Below are 23765 nucleotides of genomic sequence, written 5' to 3'. Positions count from 1 at the left end.
TGCTTGCCTATTGCTGCGGGGGGACGCGGCGCGGTTTCGGGCGCACGCCCGGTGTGATGCTGATGTCCAGCGTGCGGTCCTGACGGCGTACGCCGAAGCTGGCCGGGTTGCCCGGTTTGAGCGCGGCCACCCGGGTCAGCAGTTCCGAGACATTTTGCACCGGCTTGTCGGCCACGCGGGTGATCACATCACCCGGACGAATGCCGGCCAGGGCGGCCGGACCGTTCTGCAGCACGCCGGTGATGATCACGCCCTCATCGGTCTTGACGCCGAAGGTCTCGGCCAGTTCCGGTGACAGGTCGCTGGGCTCCACGCCGATCCACCCACGGGTGACTTGCCCGTCCTTGACGATGCTTTCCAGCACCTGCTGGGCCGTGGCCACGGGGATGGCAAAGCCTATGCCCATATTGCCGCCCGAACGGGAATAGATGGCGGTGTTGATGCCCAGCAGGTTGCCGCTGGCGTCCACCAGGGCGCCGCCTGAATTGCCGGGATTGATCGCGGCGTCGGTCTGGATGAAGTTCTCGAAGGTGTTGATGCCCAGCTGGTTGCGGCCCAGGGCGCTGACGATGCCGCTGGTCACGGTCTGGCCCACGCCGAAAGGGTTGCCGATGGCCAGCACCGGGTCGCCCACCTGTAGCGCGTCGGAATTGCCCAGCACGATGACGGGCAGCTTGTCGAGTTCGACCTTGAGCACCGCGAGATCGCTGTCCGGGTCGCTGCCGATCACGCGGGCGCGGCTGCGCCGGCTGTCGTTGAGGATGACCTCGATTTCATCGGCCCCCTCGATCACGTGGTTGTTGGTCAGGATGTAGCCGCCGGGGCTGACAATGACGCCGCTGCCCAGGCCCACCTGGGGCTCGTTGTCCTGGTCACCGAAGAAGAAGCGGAACCAGGGGTCGTTGCTGTTGGGATTGCGCCGGGTCGCCTTGCTGGTGTTGATGCTGACCACGGCGGCCGAGGCCTTCTGGGCCGCCAGGCGGAAGCTGCCGGGAGAGGGCGCTGCGTTGCGATCGGAGGGCGCCTGGAAGAGGGCGACCGTCGGTGTTTCGCCCGGCTGCATGACCCAGGCGGGCTTGAGCGTGGCCACGACAAAGTAAGCCGCCAACAGGACGGTGACAGCTTGCGAGAACAGTAGCCAGTATCGTTTCATGTTGGAAATTGTAGAGTGCCTGCTGCCATGTTGCCCCGGATCGTTCATATTCAAGCGCTTGCCCCGCCCAAGCCGGCCCTGGGCCTGCCCTGCAACGGTTGCGGCGTATGCTGCCTGCACGAGCCCTGTCCGCTGGGCATCCTGCTGTCGGGGCGCCGCCGTGGTGCCTGTACGGCGCTGCGCTGGGAGGAGGTCCGGGCCCAGTACCGCTGTGGCGCCATGTTGCAGCCGCGGGAAGTGCTTGGTGCCGCCCTGCCGACCGGCCTGGGCTGGCTGGCGCCCGTCCTGCTGCCGGTGCTGCGGCGGCTGGCCGGCCGCTGGATTGCTGCTGGCCAGGGCTGCGACTGCAGCCTGGAGGTATCGCCAGGCCAGGCGGACCCGCAAACTGACCGACAATCGGCGCCATGACGGACCGCACCCAGCTTCTGCAGGCCTTTGATGCTCTGCTGCAACCCGAGCGCTTTCGCGATTACGGCCCCAACGGCCTGCAGGTGGAAGGGCGCCTGCCGGTGCGCAAGATCGTCTCCGGCGTCACGGCCAGCCGCGCCCTGATCGAGGCAGCGATTGCGGCGCAGGCCGACGCCATCTTCGTGCACCACGGCCTGTTCTGGCGCGGCCAGGACGGCCGCGTGACGGGCTGGATGAAACAACGCCTGGCCCTGCTGCTGGCACATGACATCAATCTCTACGCCTACCACCTGCCGCTGGACGCGCATCCTGAGCTGGGCAACAACGCCCAGCTTGCGGTAAGGCTGGGCCTGCAGGTGCAAACCCGTTTTGGTGAGCAGGATCTGGGTTTCTTGGGGCAGCGCCTGGATGGTGGGCTGTTTGCCGATGCGGCGGCGTTGGCCAGCCACGTGCAGCAAGCGCTGAATCGCACCGTCACGGTGGTGGGTCGTTCCGTCGGTGCTATTAAAAACGTAGCGTGGTGTACGGGCGGCGCGCAAGCTTATTTCGAGGCGGCCATCGCCGCCGGCGCCGACGCCTTCATCACCGGTGAAATTTCCGAACCGCAGGCGCACTACGCACGCGAGTGCGGTGTCACCTTCATCGCCTGCGGTCACCATGCCAGCGAGCGTTATGGCGCGCCGGCCGTGGCGGGACATGTTGCGGCACAGCTGGGGTTGATCCATGAGTTCATCGAGATCGACAACCCGGCCTGACATGACGCGACCGCTGGCCATCACCCTGGGCGATGCCGCCGGCATCGGACCGGAAATCATCGCCAAGGCCTTTCGCGATGCCCCCGAACTGACGCGTGGCTGCTTCGTGGTGGGTGATGCCGCCACGCTGCGGCGCGCAACGCAGTTGATCCGGCGCGAGGGCGAGGCTGTCCAGCCGCTCGTGCTGCTGGACAGTGCAGAAGAGGCGCTGACGGCGCCGCCGCATTGCCTGCCGGTGCTGCAGGTCGAGGCGCTGGCGGCTCCCGTGCCTTTCGGCCGCATCAGCGCCGAGGCTGGCCGTCTGGCCGGGCGTTGTGTGGTGTGGGCGGCACAGGCCGCGCTGCGCGGCGAGATTGCCGGCCTGGTCACCGCGCCCCTGCACAAGGAAGCCCTGGCTGTCGCCGGTGCGCCTTTCGATGCCTTCCCCGGCCACACCGAGCTGCTGCAGGCCGAGGCAGCCGCCTTCCTGGGCAAGCCGGTGGGCGAGCTGCCGGTTCGCATGATGCTGGCCAATGACGAGTTGCGTACCGTGCTGGTCAGCATCCACATGTCGCTGCGCCAGGCCATCGAGGCGGTGACCTTCGGCCATGTTCTGCAGACGCTGCGTATCACGCACGCGGCCTTGACGCCGCTGCTGGGCCGCGCTCCACGCATTGCGGTGGCCGGGCTCAATCCGCATGCGGGTGAAGGCGGGCTCTTCGGGCGGGAGGAGGCCGACATCATCACGCCGGCGCTGGCACAGGCGCGTGCCGAGGGCCTGGATGTGCATGGGCCGTATGCCCCCGATACCGTCTTCATGCGTGCTCGTGCGGTACCTGGCAAGCCTGGGGAATTCGATGTGGTGGTCGCCATGTACCACGACCAGGGACTGATCCCTGTGAAATATCTGGGCGTGGAGAAAGGCGTGAATGTCACGCTGGGCCTGCCGCTGGTGCGTACCAGCCCGGACCACGGCACGGCTTTCGACATAGCGGGTACCGGCCGGGCCGATGCTTCCAGCCTGATCGAGGCGGTTCGCATGGTGCGCCAGTTGAGCCGGTGCCATGCGTGAAATCGGCGCCTACGCCCCTGGGGTTAGCGCTCCCGGTTATTGCGCATCAGTGCGCAAGCTCCCAAACTCCGCTTTGGCCCCGATGACGTCAGCTAGAATCATTAGCTGATCTGAGTGATCATATAAGTCAGTGTTCATATATTCCGAATACGGTAGTTTTGATTGAGGATTTCCATGAGCGACACGCTTGCCGATAAGAGTCAGATGGACCCGAGCAAACGGACGTGGCTGATTGCCACAGGTTGTGCAGGTACCGTGGGTGGCGTGGCAGCCGCCATACCCTTTGTCAGTTCCTTCCAGCCCTCCGAGCGCGCCAAGGCCGCCGGCGCGGCGGTCGAGGTTGACATTTCCGCCCTCAAGCCGGGCGAGAAATTGACCGCCGAATGGCGCGGCAAGCCGGTCTGGATCGTCAAGCGCACGCCCGAGCAGCTTGAGAGCCTGAACAAGACCGAAAACCTGCTCGCGGATCCCAAGTCCGAGCGCAAACCGTCCGAGCTGACGCCCGAATACGCCCGTAACCAGCACCGCTCCATCAAGCCGGAGGTGCTGGTGGCCGTGGGCATCTGCTCCCATCTCGGCTGTTCGCCCAGCGACAAGTTCCAGCCCGGCGCCCAGCCTTCCCTGCCCGACGACTGGCAAGGCGGCTTCCTCTGCCCCTGTCACGGTTCGACCTTCGACATGGCCGGCCGCGTTTTCAAGAACAAACCGGCGCCCGACAACCTGGAAGTGCCGCCGCACATGTACCTGTCCGACAGCAAGCTGCTGATCGGCGAAGACAAGAAGGCTTGAGGAACAAGACATGGCTGAATTCAAGGAACTCCCCGCCGGCGCGCCCGTCAGCGCCCAGATGCTGAACTGGTTCGAGAACCGCTTCCCGACCGCGTTCGACGCCTACCGCGTCCACATGTCGGAGTACTACGCTCCGAAGAACTTCAACTTCTGGTATTTCTTCGGCTCACTGGCCATGCTGGTGCTGGTGATCCAGATCGTGACCGGCATTTTCCTGGTCATGCACTACAAGCCTGATGCAGCCCTGGCCTTCGGCTCGGTCGAGTACATCATGCGCGACGTGCCCTGGGGCTGGCTGGTGCGTTACCTGCACTCCACCGGCGCTTCCGCCTTCTTCGTGGTGGTCTACCTGCACATGTTCCGCGGCCTGATCTATGGCAGCTACCGCAAGCCGCGCGAACTGGTCTGGGTTTTCGGCTGTGCCATCTTCCTGGTGCTGATGGCCGAGGCCTTCATGGGTTATCTGCTGCCCTGGGGCCAGATGAGCTACTGGGGCGCCCAGGTGATCGTGAACCTGTTCGCCGCCATCCCCTTCGTCGGTCCGGACCTGGCCCTGCTGATCCGTGGCGACTACGTGGTGGGTGACGCCACCTTGAACCGCTTCTTCAGCTTCCACGTGATCGCCGTGCCCCTGGTCCTGCTGGGCCTGGTGGTGGCCCATCTGCTGGCCCTGCACGATGTCGGCTCCAACAACCCGGATGGCGTCGAGATCAAGGGCCCGCAAGCGCCCAAGGATGCCAAGGGCAAGCCGCTGGACGGCATTCCCTTCCATCCCTACTACACCGTGCACGACCTGCTGGGTGTGGGCGTGTTCCTGATGGTGTTCTCCGCCATCGTGTTCTTCGCGCCCGAGTTCGGCGGTTATTTCCTCGAGTACAACAACTTCATCCCGGCCGATCCGCTCAAGACCCCGGCCCACATTGCCCCGGTCTGGTACTTCACGCCGTACTACTCCATGCTCCGCGCCATCACCAGCGAGATGATGTACGCGCTGATCGCCTGCGTGCTGCTGGCCGCCGGCCTGGCCGTGGTCAAGGGCAAGTTGCCCACCCTGTTCAAGGGCGCGGTAGCGGGTGGTGCGGTGGTGCTGATCGCCCTCATGCTGGCCATCGACGCCAAGTTCTGGGGTGTGGTCGTCATGGGCGGCGCCGTTGTCATCCTGTTCTTCCTGCCCTGGCTGGACAACAGCCCGGTCAAGTCGATCCGTTACCGCCCGGACTGGCACAAGGTCCTGTACGGCATCTTCGTGATCAACTTCGTCATCCTGGCCTATCTGGGCGTGCAGCCGCCCTCGCCGATCGGTGAGCGGGTGTCTCAGGTGGGTACCCTGTTCTACTTTGGCTTCTTCCTGCTGATGCCCTGGTGGAGCCGTCTGGGTGAATCCAAGCCGGTGCCCAGCCGTGTGACCTTCGAGGCCCACTGAGCCGGAGACTACAAAAATGAAAAAATTCATTCTTGCCCTGACCACTTCCCTCGTCCTCAGCGGCGCTGCCCTGGCCTCCGGCGGCGGCATCGCCTGGGACAAGGCGCCTGTCAACACCAGCGACCATGCCTCGCTGCAGAATGGCGCCCGCCTGTTCGTCAACTACTGCCTGAACTGCCACTCGGCCGCCTACATGCGCTACAACCGCCTGCAGGACATCGGCTTCACCTCCGAGCAGATCAAGGACAACCTGCTGTTCACGACCGACAAGGTTGGCGACACCATGAAGTCGGCCATCGATCCCAAGCAGGCCAAGGAATGGTTCGGCGCCAACCCGCCCGACCTGACCGTGATCGCCCGTTCGCGTGCGGGCCACGGCGGCACCGGGGCCGATTATCTCTACACCTTCCTGCGCACCTTCTATCCCGACGAGACCAAGGCCACCGGCTGGAACAACCTGGCTTTCCCCAGCGTGGGCATGCCGCACGTGCTGTGGGAGTTGCAGGGCCAGCGTCGTCCGGTCTTCGAGACGCACACGGAGCACGGCCACGAAGTCGAGATCTTCAAAGGCTGGCAGCAAGTGGGCGCAGGCAGCATGACCCCGTTGCAGTACGACCAGGCCGTTGGCGACCTGGTGAACTTCCTGCAGTGGATGGGTGAGCCGGCCCAGAACACGCGTGTGCGTGTCGGTGTCTGGGTCATGCTCTTCCTGCTGGTTTTCACGCTGTTCGCCTGGCGTCTTAATGCTGCCTACTGGAAAGACATCAAGTAAGCGGCGATTTTGATTTGTTTTGCACCAAAACGGTGCAAAACTTGCTATTTATAGAGTGGGTTTGCGACAATGCATCCCACTCTTTTTGTTTCGACCTGATCCGCTGACGGAGCAGGCTGCCCTGAAGCAAAGTTTTGATTTTTAGGAGCCTCCCACCATGATGGTGCTGTACTCGGGCACGACCTGCCCCTTTTCCCACCGCTGCCGTTTTGTCCTGTTCGAGAAGGGCATGGATTTCGAGATCCGTGACGTCGACCTCTACAACAAGCCGGAAGACATCAGCGTCATGAACCCCTACGGCCAGGTGCCCATCCTGGTGGAGCGTGACCTGATCCTGTACGAATCGAACATCATCAACGAGTACATTGACGAGCGCTTCCCGCACCCGCAGCTCATGCCCGGCGATCCGGTGGACCGTGCCCGCGTGCGACTGTTCCTGCTCAATTTCGAGAAGGAGCTGTTTGTCCATGTGTCCATGCTGGAATCACGTGCCGCCAAGAGCAACGAAAAAGCGCTGGAGAAGGCCCGTTCGCACATCCGTGACCGCCTGACCCAACTCGCCCCGGTGTTCCTGAAGAACAAGTACATGCTGGGTGACAACTTCTCCATGCTGGACGTGGCCATCGCCCCCCTGCTCTGGCGCCTGGACTACTACGGCATCGAACTGAGCAAGAATGCGGCGCCGCTGCTCAAGTACGCGGAGCGCATCTTCTCGCGCCCGGCCTACATCGAAGCGCTGACGCCGTCCGAGAAGGTGATGCGCAAGTAAGGCCAGCCTCCGTGTCCACGACGAGTGCCAGCGGGCCGACATCGACCCGCCCCTACCTGATCCGCGCCCTCTACGAGTGGTGTACCGATAACGGCCTGACGCCTTATGTGGCGGTGCGCGTTGATGACACGGTGCGTGTCCCGCGCGAGTACGTCAAGGACGGCGAGATCGTGCTCAACATCAGCATGGACGCCACCAGCGCCTTGAAGCTGGGCAATGACTACATCGAGTTCAAGGCCAGGTTTGCTGGCGTGGCGCGCGACATCATGGTCCCGCTGGACCGGGTCATGGCCATCTATGCGCGCGAAAGCGGGCAGGGCATGGCTTTCGCGCTGGACGAGGACGGCCAGCCATCGGCCTCGATCGCCGATGAAACGGGCGCGGTCGGGCTGCCTGAAGAACCTGGCCCGGGGACTGGCCCGACGGGGTTGCTGAGCAGTGTCGAGCCGGCGCACGGTGATGAGGCGGACGACGAGCCCGAGCCGCCCAGACCAGGCGCGGGTCGTCCAGCCCTCAAGCGCGTCAAGTAAACCTGCACGGCTCTTGGGGGGAGCCTCCCAAGAGCCGTGCAGTAAAATTGTCAGCGTGCCGATTTAGCTCAGTTGGTAGAGCAACCGCCTTGTAAGCGGTAGGTCGTCAGTTCGATTCCGACAATCGGCACCAATTCAGCGATAGCCTTGTTTGGGTACGTTTCCTGCTTTCAACGTGAAGCCTGGATTTGTACTTTGAGGCGAATTGCGCTAACCTGCCACCCCTTGGTGCGCAAATGAGCCTCCATCGCCGGCAGGAGCTGGCGGATTTTGGCAGCAGCAGCATTGCTGTTAACAATCAGACACCAATTCGAACCATCGATCGGGCCAGCCGTGACCGCAGGGCGCAGCACGGCCGGTATCATCGCCTCAACGGCTGTGAGCCGAGCGACGGAGTCCTTGCTGAGCTCGCTCAGCCGTGCCAGCATGGGCGATTCCTGTGTTGCCTGCAGCAGAGTGACTGGCTGATGGCGGCGGGTCGTCATTCGAGGGTGGGTTGAGAAGGAATAAAGATGCATTTGATTATCACGGATGCATGGCTGGCCAAAAGCCGTGCAATACATCTGAGTGGTACCAAGCTGCTGCTGGCTGGCCTGAGCCTGTCTTTTGCATTGATGCTGGTGGCTGCCGGCCTCTACCATTGGGTGTTCCTCAAGGGCGCACGCGAGGGCTGGCCGGTGATTGGCGCCCTAGTCAAGCTGGTGGTCAAGGATGAGTTTGCCCTGCGCGACCGTTTCATGCGCGAAAACCTCGACGTCATGGCGCGTCGCCTCGGGGAGATGCAGGCCAAGTTGCTCCAGTTGGAATCGCTGGGTGAACGTGTTTCCGGTCTGGCCGGCATCAACCCCGCTGATATCAAGGCCAAGCCGGGCCAGGGAGGCGCCCTGGTGTCGGGTCGTCCGCTGACCATGGATGAACTCCAGGCCACGCTGGCCGATCTGGACCGGTTGACCGGACAGCGCACCGACCTGCTGTCGGTTGTCGAATCCCGGCTGTTCGAACAGAAAGTTCGCACCATGATGATCCCGACCCAGCACCCGGTCGCCTTTGGTGGCGCCGGCTCGGGTTTTGGCTGGCGTATCGACCCCTTCACGGGACGCTCGGCCCTGCACACAGGCATCGACTACCAGTCATCGGTGGGCACGGCCATCCTGGCCGCAGCCGGTGGTGTGGTGGTGACGCAGGAATTTCGCCCCGACTACGGCAATATGATCGAGATCGACCATGGCAAGGACCTGATCACCCGTTATGCCCATGCGTCCAAGGTCATGGTGAAAAAGGGCGATCTGATCAAGCGGGGACAGAAAATCGGCGAAGTGGGCACCACGGGACGCTCGACCGGACCCCATCTGCACTTCGAGGTCTTGGTCCGCGGCGTGCCCCAGGATCCGCACAAATTCATGAACGCCAGCCGCAGCCTGCCGGCACAGCAGCTCGCACTCGCGGCGGCGCCCCAGATTCCAGCCCCTGCCAGGGTTGCTGCCCCGGCTGTCGCGGCGGTTCCCGCCCTTGCTGCCCCCAAGGCGGCGGCGCCCGTCGCTGTCCAGCCGGCGCCAGTGGTTCCGTCGCTCAAAGTGATGGCGCCGATCGTGCCGTCGTCCTCTGGCGCTGCCCAGGCATCCGCCGCCCCGTCGTCGTCGGTAGCGGCTGCCGTCATGGCGGCTCCGCCCGTATCCCTCGCCCCGGCTGCCCCAGCGGCTCAAAGGTAGAATCAAGCGCTTCGCGCTCCCGGCACTGTCAGGCGCCGGGGACAGCTGTCGCCTTAGCTGGCGACACTCATCATCTAGACTGATAAGGATTGCACGGCCTCGCCGGTTTTCGTGACCGACAGGGCGGTGCGGCGTTCATGGGCATCAACATCCTCACCAAAATTTTTGGCAGCCGAAACGACCGGTTGCTCAAGCAGTACCGCGGCGCGGTTGCCCGCATCAATGCGCTGGAGCCGGAGTTCGAGAAGCTGAGTGACCCCGCCTTGCAGGCCAAGACTGGAGAATTCCGCGAACGCATCAGCAAAGGAGAAAGTCTGGAGGCATTGCTGCCCGAGGCCTTCGCCGTCGTCAGGGAGGGCTCCAGGCGCGTCATGAAGATGCGGCATTTCGACGTGCAGCTCATGGGGGGCATGTCGCTGCACCAGGGCAAGATCTCGGAAATGCGCACGGGTGAAGGCAAGACACTGACTGCCACGTTGCCGGTGTACCTCAATGCCTTGACCGGCAAGGGCGTGCATGTCGTGACCGTCAACGACTATCTGGCCAACCGCGATGCGCGGTGGATGGGCCGCCTGTACAACTTCCTGGGCCTGACGGTGGGGGTAAACCTCCCGCAGATATCGCGCGAGGAGAAGCAGGCGGCTTACCAAGCCGACATCACCTACGGCACCAACAACGAGTATGGCTTTGACTACCTGCGTGACAACATGGTCTACGAGGTGGCGGACCGGGTGCAGCGTGGTCTGAACTACGCCATCGTTGACGAGGTGGACTCCATCCTGATCGACGAGGCGCGCACACCTCTGATCATCAGCGGTCAGGCGGAAGACCATACGGCCATGTATGTGGCCATCAACAAACTGGTGCCAGGGCTGGTGCGCCAGGAGGGAGAGGCCGATCCACGCACCGGCGAAGGCGTCATCACGCCGGGCGACTTCACGGTTGATGAAAAAAGCCATCAGGTCTTCCTGACCGAGATGGGACACGAGAAGGCCGAGACCCTGCTGGCCCAGGCCGGCCTGCTGCCCGAGGGCGCCAGTCTCTACGACCCGGCCAATATCACGCTGATGCACCATCTGTATGCGGGTCTGCGGGCGCGGCATCTCTACCACCGTGACCAGCACTACGTGGTGCAAAACGGTGAAGTGGTCATCGTGGACGAATTCACCGGCCGCCTGATGACGGGCCGCCGCTGGAGCGACGGCTTGCACCAGGCGGTCGAAGCCAAGGAGGGCGTGGCCATCCAGGCCGAGAACCAGACCCTGGCCTCCATCACCTTCCAGAACTATTTCCGTCTCTATGGCAAGTTGTCCGGCATGACCGGCACGGCCGATACCGAGGCCTACGAGTTCCAGGAAATCTACGGCCTGGAAACCGTGGTGATCCCGCCGAACAGGCTCAGCCGCCGCGATGACCAGCTCGACCGTGTCTACAAGAGCACACGCGAAAAATACGAGGCTGCGATCGCGGATATCCGCGATTGCTACGAGCGTGGTCAGCCGGTGCTGGTGGGGACCACCTCGATCGAGAACTCCGAGATCATCGCTCAGCTCCTGGAGAAGGCCAGGTTGCCACACCAGGTGCTCAATGCCAAGCAGCACGCGCGCGAGGCAGACATCATCGCGCAGGCCGGGCGCAGCAAGATGATCACCATCGCCACCAACATGGCGGGCCGGGGCACCGACATCGTGCTGGGCGGCAACGTCGAGAAGGCGATCGAGGCCGTCGAGGCCGATACAACGCTGGACGAGGCGGGCAGGCACAAGCAGATCGATGCCCTGCGCGTGCAGTGGAACCAGGAGCACGAGAAGGTCGTGGCCCTGGGCGGCCTGCGCATCATCGCGACCGAACGCCACGAGTCGCGCCGTATCGACAATCAGCTGCGCGGCCGCTCCGGCCGCCAGGGTGACCCCGGTTCTTCGCGTTTCTACCTGAGCCTGGACGATGCGCTGATGCGCATTTTTGCAGGCGATCGCGTGCGAGCCATCATGGAACGCCTCAAGATGCCCGAGGGCGAGGCCATCGAGGCGGGTATCGTCACGCGCAGCATCGAGAGCGCCCAGCGCAAGGTCGAAGCCCGCAACTTCGACGTCCGCAAACAGCTGCTCGAATACGATGACGTTGCCAACGACCAGCGCAAGGTGATCTACCAGCAGCGCAACGCGATTCTCGACGCGCAAGCCTTGTCGACCCAGATCGCTTCGTTGCGCGAAGGTTGCTTCATAGACCTCGTGCGCCAGTTCGTGCCCGAGGAATCCGTTGAAGAACAGTGGGATATTCCTGCTCTCGAGAAAGTATTGCATGACGAGTGGCAACTTGACGTGCCGCTGCAAAGCGCGGTTCAGAATGCCAGCGCGATCAGCGATGAAGATATTCTTGAGAAGGTGACCGCCGCTGCGCATGCAGCCTATGAAGCCAAGGTGGCCCAGGTCGGCGCCGGCAATTTCACCCAGTTCGAGCGCATGGTGCTGCTGCAAAGCATCGACACCCATTGGCGTGAGCACTTGAGTGCGCTGGACTATCTGCGTCAGGGTATCCATCTGCGCGGATATGCACAGAAGCAGCCCAAGCAGGAGTACAAGCGCGAAGCGTTCGAGCTCTTCGGCCAACTGCTGGACTCCGTCAAGAACGAGGTGACCAAGGTCCTGATGACGGTGCGGGTGCAATCCAGCGAACAGATCGAGCAGGCGGCTGAAGCCATGGAGAGCAAGGCCGAACACATTGCCAACGTGACGTATACCGCGCCGACCGAAACCGGGGAAGTGCAAACCACGGTCGATACTGCCACCCAGGTGGCTGCCGTTGCGCGTGTCGGGCGCAACGAGCCCTGCCCTTGCGGCAGTGGCAAGAAATACAAACACTGTCACGGCAAGCTGAGCTGAGCCGATCGCCCGAACCTCTGATACGAGTTGCAAGATGCCCGTCAATCTGTCTGCACCCAACCCCGTTGAACTCTTTCCCATCGCCGGTGTGCGCATCGGTGTGGCTGAAGCCGGTGTGCGCAAGGCGAACCGCAAGGATCTGACGGTGGTGTTGCTGGATGAGGGGGCGTCCGTTGCCGGTGTCTTCACCCAGAACCGCTTCTGCGCTGCGCCGGTTCAGGTCTGTCGTGAGCACCTGGCGGCAGGGCGTGGCATCCGTGCCATGGTCATCAACACCGGCAATGCCAATGCCGGCACCGGGCAGGAAGGCCTGACGCGGGCGCGCAGCACCTGTGCGGCCCTGGCCCGAGAGTTGAAGATTGCGCCCGAGCAGGTTCTGCCTTTTTCGACTGGCGTGATCATGGAGCCCCTGCCGCACGATCGCATCGAGGCTGGTCTGCCCGCAGCGCTGGCCGACGCGCGCGAGGACAATTGGGCACGTGCAGCCGAAGGCATCATGACCACGGATACCGTGCCCAAAGCCTTCGGTACCCAGCTTGTCATCGCCGGCGTCAAGGTCAGCGTGACCGGCATCAGCAAGGGCGCCGGCATGATCCGCCCCAATATGGCCACCATGCTGGGTTATATGGCGACCGATGCCCGTGTCAGCCCGGCCTTGATGCAGCAGCTGGCACGCGAACTGGCCGAAGGCTCCTTCAATCGTGTGACGGTCGATGGCGACACCTCGACCAATGATTCCTTTGTTGTCATCGCCAGCAACCAGGCCGCGCATCCGGTGATCGAGTCGCTGGACAGCGCGGAGGGCAGGCAGTTGAAGACCGCCATGCTGGAGGTGGCGCGCAAGCTGGCGCAGGCCATCGTGCGCGATGGCGAGGGCGCCACCAAATTCATCACCATCCGCGTGCAGGGTGGCAAGACGGCCGAGGAGTGCCGGCTGGTGGCTTATGCCATCGCGCATTCGCCCCTGGTCAAGACCGCTTTCTATGCGAGTGATCCGAATCTGGGCCGCATTCTGGCGGCGGTAGGTTACGCCGGTATCGACGACCTGGACCAGAGCCGCATCGATCTTTTCCTGGACGATGTGCATGTCGCCGTGCAGGGCGGTCGCAACCCGTCCTACCGCGAGGAAGACGGGCAGCGCGTGATGAAGCAGAGCGAGATCACCGTGCGTGTGGCGCTGGGGCGTGGTCAGGCCGAGGACACGGTCTGGACCTGTGACTTCAGCCATGAGTACGTCACCATCAACGCCGACTACAGATCTTGAATACCCCCAGGCTTCGCTCACTTCGTTCGCTGCGCCACCCCCCCCTTGAGGGGGCGCACCCAGCAGCCCGGCAAAGCCGGTTCTGCGGGTGCCCGCGAATAAACTGTCTTCCATATGAACGAACAATTCTTACGCCTGCTCGAACGCGCTGAGCAGCTGATGCTGCGCATCGAGACCATCCTGCCCCAGCCCCTGAGCCAGCCCGACTGGGAGGCGTCCATTGCCTATCGCTACCGCAAGCGCAGCTCGGGGCACGGTGTCATCGAGCCGGTGCGTCATGTCGGAGAGATGAAGCTGGACCAGCTCAGGGAAATCGACCAGCAGAAGGAAAAAATCCAGCGCAACACCGAACAGTTCGTGCGTGGTCTGCCGGCCAACAACGTGCTGCTGACCGGCGCGCGAGGCACCGGCAAGTCTTCACTGATCCGGGCCTGCCTGCACACCTATGCCGGCCAGGGCCTGCGCCTGATCGAGGTCGACAAGACCGACATGGTGGACTTGCCCGATATCGTTGAGGTCGTGTCCCAGCGTCCCGAAAAATTCATCGTCTTCTGCGATGACCTGAGTTTCGAGGAGGGCGAGCCCGGTTACAAGGCGCTCAAGTCCATCCTGGATGGCTCGGTGGCGGCCACCACGGCCAATGTGCTGATCTACGTGACCAGCAACCGGCGCCACCTGCTGCCCGAGTACATGAAGGACAACCTAAGCTACACGCATACCGATGATGGCGAGATCCATCCCGGCGAGGTGGTGGAGGAAAAGATTTCCCTGTCCGAGCGCTTTGGCCTGTGGGTCAGCTTCTATCCTTTCAGCCAGGATGAATACCTGAGCATCGTGGCGCAGTGGTTGTTGTCCTTTGGTGTGTCGGAGCCGGCCATCACGGCGGCCCAGCCTGAAGCCCTGGTCTGGGCGCTGGAGCGCGGTTCCCGCAGCGGCCGTGTCGCCTACCAGTTCGCCAAGGATTACGCCGGCAAGCACACGGGCCGGGCATGAGCCGGCCCCTGGTCGCTGACGGAGACAGGCCGCGCGAAGGTGGCGTTGACCGGCCGGTGACCGAAGTCGCTGTTGGCGTGCTGATCCAGTCAGACGGGCGTTTCCTGTTGACCTCCCGGCCTGAAGGGAAAGTCTATGCGGGTTACTGGGAATTCCCTGGCGGCAAACTGGAGGTCGGCGAAAGCGTGGCCCAGGCCTTGCGGCGTGAACTGCACGAGGAACTGGGCATCGAGGCGCTGGGGATCGAGGCCTGGAAGACGGAGTTGGTGGATTACCCGCACGCGCTCGTGCGACTGAATTTCTGCAAGGTGTCGGTCTGGCAGGGCGAACTGCAGATGCGCGAAGGCCAGTCTTCTGCCTGGGAACAACTGCCGGTGCGGTCGGTGCCGGTGCTGCCCGGCACGGTGCCTGTCCTGCAGTGGCTCGCGCAGGAGCGCGGCTACACTGGGTCCACGCACAAGGTGGTCACCAAAGCCTGAAGGCCTTGGCGTATGGGGCTGCAGGCTATTGCAGCTTGGGGTCGCCAAATTCCTGGTCGTCCGGCGGTGCTTCGGCTGGCATGCGGAAACTCTCGCTGGCCCAGGCCCCCAGGTCGATCTTCTTGCAGCGCTCGCTGCAGAAAGGGCGATAGGGGTTGCTGGGGGTATACACGCTGTCGCCACCGCAGCTGGGGCAGGTGACCAGGCGTGGTTTTCCGGAGGGGAGACTGTCGTCGGAGCGGGGCATGCTCGAACTCGCTGGAAGAAGACGATGATCAGGAACAGAGCGTCAGGTCGAAGACCGCGTCCTGGTTGCCGGCATGCAGGCGGTCATCGTCCTGCAGTTGCATGAGCCGGATCGAGACGATCAGGCGGTTGCCGCTGATTTCGGGGATCAGACCCAGGGCGGGATCGATGCTCAGGCGCAGCAGTTGGAAAGTGCGTCCCTGGGGCAGGGGCTGCTGGTACTGACCACCCGACGCCATGACTTTTTGTGCAACACCCGAGTCACGCAGCAGGCTCAGCAACAGGCTGATGGCGTCGGCCAGAGGGGTCAGCGTGGCGATCCAGCCCTGCAGGTCGGCGCGGCGCTGCTCTCCCGTTTCATGCTGCCAGGCGTAATAGGCCGGTAGATCGAAGGCACAGGTGCCACCCGGGATGCCGATGCGGCTGCGTATGCTCATGAGCCAATCATTCTCGGTCAGGTGGTGACCGGCCTTGCCTGTGAGGCTGGCGAGCTGGTTATGACAATGCTCGATCTGTTGCAGGACTTCGTCGAGTACGGCCTGGGCGATGCTCGGGTTGCCGCGATAGCCGTTCAAAACCTGTTTCTGGCGATCGAGGTCGCGCAGCACGTCGGCCTTGAGATCGGCGCGGGCGCCCACGTCCATGACTTCGAAGAGACTGGCCAGGGCGTAGTGGTGATCGAGTGCCTCATCGCGTGCCACCAGATCCAGCAGACGGCGGAACAGGTTTTCCAAACGCAGGTAGGTCCGGATGCGTTCGTTGAAAGGGTATTCGTAGGTGATCACGCTGGTATTTCCCGACGGCGAATCATAGCCCGAAGCGACTGGCCAGCAGCCCGACCAGGCCGGCCAATTCAGGCAGGCTCAGATCGTCGTTACAGATCACAAGATCGGCGGCCTGCAGGCGCCGGCGCCGGCTCACCTGTTGGGCCAGGATGCTTTCGACTTCGTGACGGCGGAGCCCGCTGCGCTGCATCACCCGCTCGATCTGGGTCTGGGGGCGGCAGTCCACGACCAGCACCTGGTCGAGCTCGGCCCGCCAATGGGCGGATTCGACCAGCAGGGGGATGTCAAAGACGATGCAGGCATGGCCAGCTTCGATGGCGGCCCGAACCTGGCGCCGGGTTTCCAGGCCGACCAGCGGGTGCACGATCTGCTCCAGCTTTTGTCGTGCTGTGGCATCACTGAAGACCAGCGCACGCATGTGATCGCGGTCCAGTGCGCCTTCCACTGTGATGAATTCCGGACCGAAGGCCCGTCGGATGGCGTCGATGGCTGGGCCACCTGCTGCGGTGGTCTGGCGGGAGATGGCGTCGGCGTCAATGATGATGGCGCCACGTTCGGCCAGCATGCTGGCCACGGTGCTCTTGCCGCTGCCCATGCCGCCCGTGAGTCCGAGACGCGTCACGCCCCGCATCGTTCACAACCCGACGAAACGCAGGATGCTTTGCGGGCCGAAGATCATGGCGGTCAGCCCGGCTGCTGCCAGGAAGGGGCCGAAAGGCACATAGCCCCCTTCGCGCAGGCCGCTGCTGAATTTCAGGGTGATGCCGACGATGGCGCCGATGACCGAGGCCATCAGGATGATGGGCACCAGTGCCGTCCAGCCGAACCACGCACCCAGGGCCGCATAGAGCTTGAAATCACCGAAACCCATGCCTTCCTTGCCGGTGGCGAGTTTGAAGCTCCAGTAGACCAGCCACAGGGCCAGATAACCGGCCACGGCCCCCCAGAGGGCATCGGGAAGGGTGATGCTGCCCCACTTCAGCGCGGCCACGATCAGGCCGGCCCAGAGCAAGGGCTGTGTGATGCTGTCGGGCAGCAGCGTGGTGTCCCAGTCGATCAGGGCCAGCGCCACGATCGCTGCCGAGAAGCCGCACCAGGCCAGACCGGCTGGGGTTCCCCCCCACTGCCAGACACAGTAGAAAAACAGAGCACCCGTGCTCAGTTCAACCATGGGATAACGCAGGCTGATGGGTGTGCCGCAGGCCGAGCATTTGCCGCGCAGAAAGAGGTAGCTCAGCACGGGGATGTTCTCGTACCAGCGAATCTGGTGACCGCATTTCTGGCAGCGTGAGCGGGGTACCAGCAGATTGAACGTTTCGGTCTGCGGCAATTCCTTGCCGGCCAGTTCGGCGCACTCGGCGGTCCATTGCCGCTCCATGATCTTGGGCAGACGGTAGATCACCACATTGAGAAAACTGCCGATCAGCAGCCCCAGCACACCGGCCAGGCCGGCGTCGAACCCGTGGGAGACGAGCATCAGACCACCTGGCCCAGCTTGAAGATGGGCAGGTACATCGCGACCACGATGCCGCCGACAATAGTGCCCAGGAACACGATGATGATGGGCTCCATCAGGCTGGACAGGCCGGCCACCATGTCGTCGACCTCGGCTTCGTAGAAGTCGGCCGCTTTGCCCAGCATGTGGTCGATCGAGCCGGACTCCTCACCGATCGCGCACATCTGCAGCACCATGCTCGGGAACAGGTGCACATTGGTCATGGCGGCCGTCAGGCTGGTGCCTGTGGAAACCTCGTGCTGGATTTTGAGGGTGGCATCTTCGTAGACCGAGTTGCCCGCGGCGCCACCCACCGAATCCAGGGCTTCCACCAGCGGCACACCGGCTGCGAACATGGTGGAGAGTGTCCGGGTCCAACGTGCGATGCACGATTTGTCGATCAGGGCGCCGAAAACCGGTATTTTCAACAGCAGCCGATCCATGAATTTCTGCATCTCGCGATTGCGCTGCCATGCCTGGAAGAAGAAATAGAGGCCACCGCCGATGCCACCGAAAATCAGCCACCACCAGGCGACGAAGAATTCACTCATGCCGATCACGATCAATGTGGGGGCCGGCAGGTCGGCGCCGAACGAAGAAAAAACCTGCTTGAAGGCCGGAACCACGAAGATCATGATCACGGCCACCACCACGAAGGCCACCACCACCACCGAGATCGGGTACATCAGCGCCGACTTGATCTTGGACTTGATGGCCTGGGTCTTTTCCATGTAGACGGCCAGGCGGTCCAGCAACTGGTCCAGGATACCGGCGGCCTCACCGGCTTCGATCAGATTGCAGTAAAGGTTGTCGAAGTAGAGCGGGTACTTGCGGAAGGCCGTGCTCAGCGAGGTGCCGGTTTCGACATCGTTGCGGATGTCATTGAGCAGGCGCGTCACACTCGGGTTGGCGTTGCCGCGGCCCACGATGTCAAAGGCCTGCAGCAGGGGCACGCCGGCCTTCATCATGGTGGCCAGCTGGCGCGTGAACAGGGTCAGATCCTTGGCGGTGATTTTCTTGCCGGAGCGCATCCGCCGTTTCTTGACCTTGCCCGGCAGGACGCCCTGGCGGCGCAGCGAGGCCATCACCTGGTTTTCGCCAGCGGCGCGCATCTCGCCGCGCACCAGCTTGCCATTGCGATCCTTGCCCTCCCACTCGAAGACCTGTTCCTTGCTGCCTTTGGATTGTGCTGTTGCCATGCTGTCCCCTGAAGCTCCCGTTTGTTATTCGTTGGTGACGGCCAGGACTTCCTCGAGTGAAGTCAGACCCTGCTTGACCTTGTGCAGGCCGGACTGCCGCAGCGAGCGAACGCCCTCTGCCTGCGCCTGTTTGGCAATCTCCAGGGCCGAACCGTCGCGCAGAATGATGCGTTGGAGTTCCTCGCTGATCGGCATGACCTGGTAGATGCCCACGCGTCCCTTGTAGCCGTTGTTGCAGGCCGAGCAGCCGACCGGCCGGTAGTTGATCCAGGAGCCGTCCAGTTCTGTGGGCGTGAAGCCGGCATCGAGCATGGTTTTCTTGGGGACTTCGACCGGCGCCTTGCAGCTGGGGCACAGGCGGCGCGCCAGGCGCTGCGCCGTGATCAGGATCACGCTGGAGGCGATGTTGAAGGGCGCGATGCCCATATTGCGCATGCGCGTGAGCGTGGTGGGCGCGTCGTTCGTGTGCAACGTGGACATCACCAGGTGACCGGTCTGGGCTGCCTTGATGGCGATGTCGGCGGTCTCCAGGTCGCGGATTTCACCCACCATGATGATGTCGGGGTCCTGACGCAGGAAAGACTTGAGCGCGGCGGCGAAGGTCAGTCCGGCCTTGTCGTTGACATTGACCTGGTTCACGCCCGGCAGGTTGATTTCCGACGGGTCCTCGGCCGTGGCGATGTTCACGCCGGGCTTGTTGAGCAGATTCAGGCAGGTGTAGAGCGACACCGTCTTGCCCGAGCCGGTGGGGCCGGTGACCAGGATCATGCCGTAGGGACGCGCGATGGCCTTGAGCAGACGTTCCTTCTCCTCCGGCTCATAACCCAGCGCGTCGATGCCCACTTTGGCGCTGCTCGGGTCCAGGATACGGATCACGATCTTCTCGCCAAAGAGTGTGGGCAATGTGCTGACGCGGAAATCGATGACCCGTTCCGGGCCGACCTTGAGCTTCATCTTGCCGTCCTGCGGCACCCGCTTCTCGGAGATGTCCATCTTGGAAATCACCTTGATGCGCGAGGCCAGCTTGTCCTTGATGGCCACGGGCGGTGAGGCGATCTCGCGCAATTCACCGTCAATGCGGAAGCGCACGCGGTAGTTGTGCTCGTAAGGCTCGAAGTGCAGGTCCGAGGCGCGCATGCCGATGGCGTCGATCAGCATCTTGTGCAGGAACTTGACGACGGGTGCGTCGTCCACATCGGAGGCGGCGGATTCGGCGCTGTCGTTGACCGCCTCGGTCGTGAACTCGTCGAACTCGATGTCGCCGCCGCCGATGATGTTGTCGATGGCTTCCGAGGCCGTGGTGGCATGCACCTCCACCAGTTTGAGCAGCTTGTCGTACTCCGCAATGACCCAGTCCACACCCATCTGGCTGGCGAACTTGATCTTTTCGGCGGCAGCCTGGTCCGAGGGGTCGGCGGTAGCGACGACCAGGCGGTTGCTGCGTTTGCCCAGGACCACCACGCGGTAGTCATGACAGATCCGGGGGTCCAGCAGTTCCTTGGGCAGGCGCTGTGTATCGACAGCGTCCAGGTCAATCAGCGGCGCGGCGAAAGCCGCCGACATGGTGTGCGCGAGATCGGCCGCGGACACGGCCCCCGAACCTGTGAGTTCGGCAATGAAGCTGCTCTTGTTGCTGGAGGCCCGACGGAAGAGCTCTTCCGCCGACTTCTGCTCCAGCTTGCCCGCCAGTATGAGGGCGCGCCCCAGTCCAGGCAGGGCGATGGGAGCGTTATCGCGGTGGATGGCGGTATCGACGGCGGCCATGGACTGTATTTTTCGATATTCCGGGAGGAAAACCCACGGATCATCGCCGATTGCCCGGCTGATGTAAACGAAAGCCCGGCGCCATTTTGCAAGCAGACGTTGCTGCGCAACATGAAAAGTACAGGGGGAGAAAACCGGGTTGGGATGCCCTTGGGGCTGCCCGGACCTGCCCATGAGAGGAAGGCAGGTGATTGGTCGGAATGAGAGGATTCGAACCTCCGACCCCTTCGTCCCGAACGAAGTGCGCTACCAGGCTGCGCTACATTCCGATGTCCCCGACTGCCGGGCGGGCGTCAGGCTTGACGTTCCAGCAGTTGAGACGCCAATTGTATCAAACTGGCGGCATGGGGTCCGGCAGGCAGGCACCGTGCGGCAGCCACGGCGCGTTCGGCCTCGCGGGCCGCGGCCTGGCGCGACACCTCCAGGGCGCCGGTGCGTCGCACAATGGCGATCACCTGATCCAGCTCATCCACCGAGCCGTGCTCGATGGCGTCGCGGATCAGCTTGCGCTCAGGGTCCGAGCCGCGTTGCATGGCGGCGATCAGCGGCAGCGTCGCCTTACCCTCGCGCAGATCGTCTCCCAGGCTCTTGCCCATCACCGCGGCATCACCCGCGTAGTCCAGCACGTCGTCGATGACCTGGAAAGCCGTGCCCAGGGCCTGGCCGTATTCGGCGCAGGCCCCCTCCAGCAGGGGTTCTGCGCTCGCCAGGATGGCGCCGCAGCGGGCGCTGGCCTCGAACAGCTTGGCCGTCTTGGAGCGGATCACCTGCAGGTAACCGGCCTCGTCCAGGTCGGCGTTGTGCATGTTCATGAGCTGCTGCACCTCACCCTCGGCGATGACGTTGGTGGCGTCGGCCAGCACCTGCATGATGCGCATGCTCTGCGCGTCGACCATCATCTGGAAGGCGCGGGAATAGAGGAAGTCGCCCACCAGCACGCTGGCCGGGTTGCCGAAGGTCTCGTTGGCGGTGGCGTTGCCGCGGCGCAGGGTGGAATCGTCCACCACGTCGTCGTGCAGCAGGGTGGCCGTGTGGATGAACTCGACCACGGCCGCGAGGTTGTAGCGTTGCTCGCCGCGGTAACCCAGGGCGCCGCAGGCCAGCAGCAGCAGGGCCGGGCGCAGGCGCTTGCCGCCGGCGCCGATGATGTACCGCGCCACCTGGCCCACCAGGGGAACCCCGGAATCCAGCTTTTCGGCGATGACGCGGTCCACCTCCCGCATGTCGTCGGCGATCAGGGCGAGCGGGGAGGCGGGGTGGGGGGCGTTCACGGGTGGAATGGAGGTAAACCGGTGCGGAAGTGGCCCGATTATAGGAAGGCGTGCCCCCACCTCAGCCGGTCCCCAAGGGGGCTATGTCAGTAAGCGCAAACCGTGCTACAATATTGGGCTCTGCGGAAATCCGTCTGCGGAGGCTCATACAAAGAGGTCATACATGTACGCGGTCATAAAAACCGGTGGCAAACAGTATCGTGTTGCTGCTGGCGAAAAAATTAAAGTAGAACAGATTGCTGCGGACGTAGGCCAGGAGATTGTCATCGATCAGGTTCTGGCTGTCGGCAACGGCGCTGAACTCAAGGTCGGTACGCCCCTGGTGTCCGGCGCGACTGTCAAAGCCACGGTCGTGGCTCACGGCAAGCACGACAAGGTTCGCATCTTCAAGATGCGCCGTCGTAAGCACTATCAGAAACGTCAAGGGCACCGCCAGCAGTTCACCGAACTGCAAATCGGCGCCATCTCCGCATAAGGAGCACGAGTCATGGCACAGAAAAAAGGCGGCGGCTCTACGCGTAACGGGCGCGATTCGCAGCCCAAGATGCTCGGTGTGAAGGCTTTCGGCGGCCAGCAGGTCAGCGCCGGCTCCATCATCGTGCGCCAGCGTGGCACCAAGTTCCATCCCGGCACCAATGTCGGTATCGGCAAGGACCACACCCTGTTTGCGCTGGTCGACGGTCAGGTGTCGTTTGCCATCAAGGGCGAACTCAACAAGCACATGGTGAACGTCACCGCCGCTTGAGGCAGCCCTGGCTCCACACGAAACCCTGCGCCCCGCGCAGGGTTTTTGTTTTCGGCCCACTGTGTTTAACTTCGCTGCGCGAAGTTAGCCTGCAACGCAAGCCGCCAGCGGCTTGTCATTTGGGAAGATTGTTCTCATGAAATTCGTTGACGAAGCCTTTATCGACATCGCCGCCGGCGATGGGGGGAACGGCTGCGTCTCGTTCCGGCATGAGAAGTACAAGGAGTTCGGTGGCCCCAACGGGGGGGATGGCGGCCGTGGCGGCCACATCTTCGCCGTGGCCGATTCCAATCTCAACACCCTGGTCGATTTCCGCTTCACGCGTCGCTTCGACGCCAAGCGCGGTCAGCACGGCATGGGCTCGGACATGTTCGGCGCCGCCGGCGATGACATCACGCTCAAGATGCCCGTTGGCACCATCATCACCGATGCCGAGACCGGCGAGGTGCTGTACGAGCTGCTGACGCCGGGTGAAGTCATCACCATCGCCAAGGGCGGTGACGGCGGTTTCGGGAACATGCGCTTCAAGAGCGCCATCAACCGTGCCCCGCGCCAGAAGACGCCCGGCTGGCCGGGCGAGAAGAAGAACCTCAAGCTCGAACTCAAGGTGCTGGCCGACGTCGGCCTGCTGGGCCTGCCCAATGCCGGCAAGTCCACTCTGATCACGGCCATCTCCAACGCGCGTCCGCGCATAGCCGACTACCCCTTCACCACTCTGCACCCCAATCTGGGCGTGGTGCGCGTGGGCCCAGAGCAGAGCTTTGTGGTCGCCGACCTGCCGGGTCTGATCGAAGGCGCCGCCGAAGGCGCCGGTCTGGGCCACCTCTTCCTGCGCCATCTGCAGCGCACCCGCCTGCTGCTGCATGTGGTGGACCTCGCGCCCTTCGACGACAACGTCGACCCCGTGGCCCAGGCCAAGGGCATCGTGGCCGAGCTCAAGAAATACGACGCGGCGCTCTATGAGAAACCGCGCTGGCTGGTGCTCAACAAGCTCGACATGATCCCGGTCGACGAGCGCGAGGCCCGCGTCAAGGACTTCGTCAAGCGCATGAAATACAAGGGTCCGGTGCTCCAGATCTCCGCGCTCACGCGCGAGGGATGTGAGCACCTGGTCAAGGCCGTCTACGAACAGGTCAAGATCCAGCAGGTGGCCGAGCAGCCGCATGTCGAGATCGACCCGCGCTTCAAGGACGTCCCCCCGGAAGATTTGTGAGATCCCCCACGCTTGCCACTGCGTGTGCTGCGCTGCCCCCTGAGGGCGCGCGTGCGCCTTGGGGCGGCCC

General features: G+C 63.3%; 24 protein-coding genes, 2 tRNA genes and 1 pseudogene. 17 read left to right on the top strand and 10 right to left on the bottom strand.

The genetic code is table 11. The features are described from left to right. Nucleotides 1-7: 7 nt before the first annotated feature. Entirely contained in the window at nucleotides 8-1153 is a 1146-nt protein-coding gene (locus ACYVH8_RS17600; protein ID WP_460490113.1) for a S1C family serine protease, read from the bottom strand. Between the two features lie 27 nt (nucleotides 1154-1180). Between ACYVH8_RS17600 and ACYVH8_RS17595 the strand changes: the two genes are divergently transcribed. From ACYVH8_RS17595 to ACYVH8_RS17555, 9 genes are all read left to right on the top strand, one after another. Continuing rightward, a complete protein-coding gene (locus ACYVH8_RS17595; RefSeq protein WP_460490112.1) occupies nucleotides 1181-1561 on the top strand; it encodes a hypothetical protein in 381 nt (126 codons plus the stop codon). Further along, nucleotides 1558-2316, top strand: a complete 759-nt coding sequence (locus tag ACYVH8_RS17590; protein ID WP_460490111.1) for a Nif3-like dinuclear metal center hexameric protein — start codon at nucleotides 1558-1560, stop codon at nucleotides 2314-2316. Before ACYVH8_RS17595 ends, ACYVH8_RS17590 begins: the two co-directional genes overlap by 4 nt. Before the next feature lies 1 nt (nucleotide 2317). After that, the gene (pdxA, locus tag ACYVH8_RS17585) at nucleotides 2318-3367 is read left to right on the top strand and encodes a 4-hydroxythreonine-4-phosphate dehydrogenase PdxA (protein ID WP_460490110.1); all 1050 of its coding nucleotides are present in this window, start codon (nucleotides 2318-2320) and stop codon (nucleotides 3365-3367) included. A gap of 174 nt (nucleotides 3368-3541) precedes the next feature. After that, nucleotides 3542-4156 carry a ubiquinol-cytochrome c reductase iron-sulfur subunit gene (gene petA, locus ACYVH8_RS17580; RefSeq protein WP_460490109.1) on the top strand — a complete coding sequence of 205 codons (615 nt, stop codon included), beginning with the start codon at nucleotides 3542-3544 and terminating at the stop codon, nucleotides 4154-4156. Nucleotides 4157-4166: 10 nt separating this feature from the next. Continuing rightward, nucleotides 4167-5579 (top strand): cytochrome b, encoded by a 1413-nt coding sequence (locus tag ACYVH8_RS17575; RefSeq protein ID WP_460490108.1) that lies wholly within the window; start codon nucleotides 4167-4169, stop codon nucleotides 5577-5579. A gap of 16 nt (nucleotides 5580-5595) precedes the next feature. Beyond that, a complete protein-coding gene (locus ACYVH8_RS17570; protein ID WP_460490107.1) occupies nucleotides 5596-6351 on the top strand; it encodes a cytochrome c1 in 756 nt (251 codons plus the stop codon). Nucleotides 6352-6508: 157 nt separating this feature from the next. Further along, a complete protein-coding gene (locus ACYVH8_RS17565) occupies nucleotides 6509-7120 on the top strand; it encodes a glutathione S-transferase N-terminal domain-containing protein (protein WP_460490106.1) in 612 nt (203 codons plus the stop codon). A gap of 11 nt (nucleotides 7121-7131) precedes the next feature. Beyond that, on the top strand, nucleotides 7132-7650 hold the full coding sequence (locus tag ACYVH8_RS17560) for a ClpXP protease specificity-enhancing factor (RefSeq protein WP_460490105.1): 519 nt from the start codon (nucleotides 7132-7134) through the stop codon (nucleotides 7648-7650). A gap of 57 nt (nucleotides 7651-7707) precedes the next feature. Further along, nucleotides 7708-7783: transfer RNA gene (locus ACYVH8_RS17555), tRNA-Thr, on the top strand. 37 nt (nucleotides 7784-7820) lie between these two features. Here the strand turns inward: ACYVH8_RS17555 and ACYVH8_RS17550 are convergent. Further along, entirely contained in the window at nucleotides 7821-8078 is a 258-nt protein-coding gene (locus tag ACYVH8_RS17550; protein ID WP_460490104.1) for a hypothetical protein, read from the bottom strand. An 84-nt stretch (nucleotides 8079-8162) separates the two neighbouring features. Between ACYVH8_RS17550 and ACYVH8_RS17545 the strand changes: the two are divergent. From ACYVH8_RS17545 to ACYVH8_RS17525, 5 genes and pseudogenes are all read left to right on the top strand, one after another. After that, nucleotides 8163-9137: pseudogene (locus ACYVH8_RS17545) on the top strand (peptidoglycan DD-metalloendopeptidase family protein); the annotation flags it as partial. A gap of 359 nt (nucleotides 9138-9496) precedes the next feature. Continuing rightward, nucleotides 9497-12241, top strand: a complete 2745-nt coding sequence (gene secA / locus ACYVH8_RS17540) for a preprotein translocase subunit SecA (RefSeq protein ID WP_460490103.1) — start codon at nucleotides 9497-9499, stop codon at nucleotides 12239-12241. A 34-nt stretch (nucleotides 12242-12275) separates the two neighbouring features. Next, entirely contained in the window at nucleotides 12276-13505 is a 1230-nt protein-coding gene (argJ, locus tag ACYVH8_RS17535; RefSeq protein WP_460490102.1) for a bifunctional glutamate N-acetyltransferase/amino-acid acetyltransferase ArgJ, read from the top strand. Between the two features lie 114 nt (nucleotides 13506-13619). Further along, nucleotides 13620-14498: an ATP-binding protein gene (locus tag ACYVH8_RS17530; RefSeq protein WP_460490101.1), complete on the top strand. Its 879-nt coding sequence runs from the start codon at nucleotides 13620-13622 to the stop codon at nucleotides 14496-14498. Further along, entirely contained in the window at nucleotides 14495-14977 is a 483-nt protein-coding gene (locus ACYVH8_RS17525; RefSeq protein WP_460490100.1) for an NUDIX domain-containing protein, read from the top strand. The genes ACYVH8_RS17530 and ACYVH8_RS17525 overlap by 4 nt, the downstream gene beginning before the upstream one ends. 25 nt (nucleotides 14978-15002) lie before the next feature. Here the strand turns inward: ACYVH8_RS17525 and ACYVH8_RS17520 are convergent, their stop codons facing one another. From ACYVH8_RS17520 to ACYVH8_RS17485, 8 genes are all read right to left on the bottom strand, one after another. Beyond that, the gene (locus tag ACYVH8_RS17520) at nucleotides 15003-15224 is read right to left on the bottom strand and encodes a DNA gyrase inhibitor YacG (RefSeq protein ID WP_460490099.1); all 222 of its coding nucleotides are present in this window, start codon (nucleotides 15222-15224) and stop codon (nucleotides 15003-15005) included. A gap of 28 nt (nucleotides 15225-15252) precedes the next feature. Continuing rightward, nucleotides 15253-16008: a cell division protein ZapD gene (gene zapD / locus ACYVH8_RS17515; RefSeq protein ID WP_460490098.1), complete on the bottom strand. Its 756-nt coding sequence runs from the start codon at nucleotides 16006-16008 to the stop codon at nucleotides 15253-15255. A gap of 22 nt (nucleotides 16009-16030) precedes the next feature. Next, on the bottom strand, nucleotides 16031-16639 hold the full coding sequence (gene coaE, locus ACYVH8_RS17510; protein WP_460490097.1) for a dephospho-CoA kinase: 609 nt from the start codon (nucleotides 16637-16639) through the stop codon (nucleotides 16031-16033). 3 nt (nucleotides 16640-16642) lie between these two features. Further along, nucleotides 16643-17485, bottom strand: a complete 843-nt coding sequence (locus tag ACYVH8_RS17505; RefSeq protein ID WP_460490096.1) for a prepilin peptidase — start codon at nucleotides 17483-17485, stop codon at nucleotides 16643-16645. Then, entirely contained in the window at nucleotides 17485-18702 is a 1218-nt protein-coding gene (locus ACYVH8_RS17500) for a type II secretion system F family protein (RefSeq protein ID WP_460490095.1), read from the bottom strand. The genes ACYVH8_RS17505 and ACYVH8_RS17500 overlap by 1 nt, the downstream gene beginning before the upstream one ends. Before the next feature lie 24 nt (nucleotides 18703-18726). After that, entirely contained in the window at nucleotides 18727-20466 is a 1740-nt protein-coding gene (pilB, locus tag ACYVH8_RS17495; protein WP_460490094.1) for a type IV-A pilus assembly ATPase PilB, read from the bottom strand. Nucleotides 20467-20658: 192 nt separating this feature from the next. Further along, nucleotides 20659-20735 (bottom strand) — tRNA-Pro (locus ACYVH8_RS17490). A gap of 24 nt (nucleotides 20736-20759) precedes the next feature. Beyond that, nucleotides 20760-21689: a polyprenyl synthetase family protein gene (locus tag ACYVH8_RS17485; protein ID WP_460490173.1), complete on the bottom strand. Its 930-nt coding sequence runs from the start codon at nucleotides 21687-21689 to the stop codon at nucleotides 20760-20762. Nucleotides 21690-21900: 211 nt separating this feature from the next. Between ACYVH8_RS17485 and rplU the strand changes: the two genes are divergently transcribed. The 3 genes from rplU to cgtA all read left to right on the top strand — a co-directional run bounded on the left by rplU (nucleotide 21901) and on the right by cgtA (nucleotide 23695). Then, nucleotides 21901-22212 carry a 50S ribosomal protein L21 gene (gene rplU / locus ACYVH8_RS17480; protein ID WP_082605348.1) on the top strand — a complete coding sequence of 104 codons (312 nt, stop codon included), beginning with the start codon at nucleotides 21901-21903 and terminating at the stop codon, nucleotides 22210-22212. Nucleotides 22213-22224: 12 nt separating this feature from the next. Next, nucleotides 22225-22482 (top strand): 50S ribosomal protein L27, encoded by a 258-nt coding sequence (gene rpmA / locus ACYVH8_RS17475; RefSeq protein ID WP_460490093.1) that lies wholly within the window; start codon nucleotides 22225-22227, stop codon nucleotides 22480-22482. A gap of 136 nt (nucleotides 22483-22618) precedes the next feature. Next, entirely contained in the window at nucleotides 22619-23695 is a 1077-nt protein-coding gene (gene cgtA, locus ACYVH8_RS17470) for an Obg family GTPase CgtA (protein WP_460490092.1), read from the top strand. Nucleotides 23696-23765 lie beyond the last annotated feature (70 nt).

The organism is Curvibacter fontanus, from assembly GCF_054780335.1.
This window is presented reverse-complemented; position numbering and strand designations above follow the sequence as displayed.